The organism is Cupriavidus sp. 2KB_3, from assembly GCF_052115685.1.
Classification (GTDB): domain Bacteria; phylum Pseudomonadota; class Gammaproteobacteria; order Burkholderiales; family Burkholderiaceae; genus Cupriavidus; species Cupriavidus campinensis.
In genome coordinates, this window is the sequence record NZ_JBFRHD010000043.1 from 1 (window position 1) to 1,432 (window position 1,432).

Annotated in this window: 2 protein-coding genes and 1 pseudogene; all 3 read right to left on the bottom strand. The window is 59.6% G+C overall.

Going from position 1 to position 1,432, the window contains the following annotated elements; all coding sequences use genetic code 11:
* Positions 1-412, bottom strand: a pseudogene (locus AB4120_RS27550) (RNase A-like domain-containing protein); the annotation flags it as partial.
* A gap of 173 nt (positions 413-585) precedes the next feature.
* Positions 586-882 carry a contact-dependent growth inhibition system immunity protein gene (locus AB4120_RS27555; protein WP_149137036.1) on the bottom strand — a complete coding sequence of 99 codons (297 nt, stop codon included), beginning with the start codon at positions 880-882 and terminating at the stop codon, positions 586-588.
* A gap of 5 nt (positions 883-887) precedes the next feature.
* A partial coding sequence (locus AB4120_RS27560; protein ID WP_441643102.1) for an RNase A-like domain-containing protein occupies positions 888-1,432 on the bottom strand: 545 nt, incomplete at its 5' end.

Here is a 1,432-nt window from a genome sequence, read left to right on the forward strand (position 1 = left end):
CCTTCAGCATGCCAGCGAGGCCGAATCCCACGCCAATATCCAGCGACAGCCCGATATTGCCGGCCATGTCCGGCGGCGCCCGCATGGTTTCGGCGAGCTTGGCGGCGCCCTGCTGAGTCAGTGTTGCAGTGTCGTGCCCGGTCCAGACCTGTCGCGCGCCGCGCCAGATCGTATCCGCGCCATGCACGCCAAAGACGACGCAGCCAGCCTTGGTTAGCCCGGTAGGCTCTGGGATCGCGCACAGCACCCCGGCACCCACCATCTCCAGCACGCCGCCGACGATGTCCAGCCCGCCCCATAGGCGATTGGACATCATCTCTGTAGGACTGATCGACCGGTGCGCCAGCACCGCTGCCAGTTGCGGCGCGCTCATGACCACGCGCAAGCCGTCCATCTCGTCTGCCTGAGCCATCGGATTCCCCCCATGAAAAGAGAGGCCCGACGCTACCGACCCAGCGCCAGCGCCAGCGCACTATTGAGATGGCGCAAACCCACGCGGGAACAAGGAAATTTCGAGAGGACTACGATCGCTGACGCCAGCGTATCGCTCCCCTCTCCCCGCCCGGGTTGGAATCCCGGCCTTTCTTATATGGCCTCTTTCAGATGCCTTTGGACTTCCTCGAGGAAGGATTCGATTGTGAATCCCCAAACGGTCAAGTCAATCGCACAGTCGAACTCGCGCTGGAATGCCGCGTCGAGGTCCGCAACATGGTTCTTTCTGAATGCTTCGATTTCCAGAAGCATCGATTTCCACATAGTCGCGTCTGATTCGCAGATATAAGCACGAATCAACTCCTCCGCGTTCTGGCCCCACAAATCATAGTCCTGACCAAAATATATTCCGAGGAAATGGGATAGCTCCGTGTATCTCGTCTCGTCCATGACAGTTAGATATTCGTGTATGCGGTAAGAATATAGAACGGCATGTCGTTGTGCTGCCCGTGTTTCAGCACAACGGTTACAGTCCGTGCATCGTGCGATTTTCCCGTACTTCGTAGCAACACTCTTCCCACTGGCTTTCCCAAGACCCCCTTAAGCCTCAACGTGGAAGCACTGCCGGAGGCCCATGCCGCAATCTGTTTGCTTTGCGCACGCATCACGTCTGAAATCGCCTCTTCCGCCGCGCGTAAGTTGGTGAACGTTGAAGCCCTGTCCAGACCCGGTTCCCTGACAAGTCTCTCCCGCAGTTGCGCGTCAGTCTTTCCAACGTGCTTCCGAATCGTATGGCCGCCCGATCCGCCGGCGGTCCTCGCCTCGTGCTGCACCAAGTAAATCCGCCCTGTGGTAATACTCGCCACCCGCGCGGCCTTCAGCATGCCAGCGAGGCCGAATCCCACGCCAATATCCAGCGACAGCCCGATATTGCCGGCCATGTCCGGCGGCGCCCGCATGGTTTCGGCGAGCTTGGCGGCGCCCTGCTGAGTCAGTGTTG

Bases quoted from the DNA above. Each gene is read 5' to 3' on its own strand.
- AB4120_RS27555 (WP_149137036.1), bottom strand. From the start codon at position 882: ATGGACGAGACGAGATACACGGAGCTATCCCATTTCCTCGGAATATAT.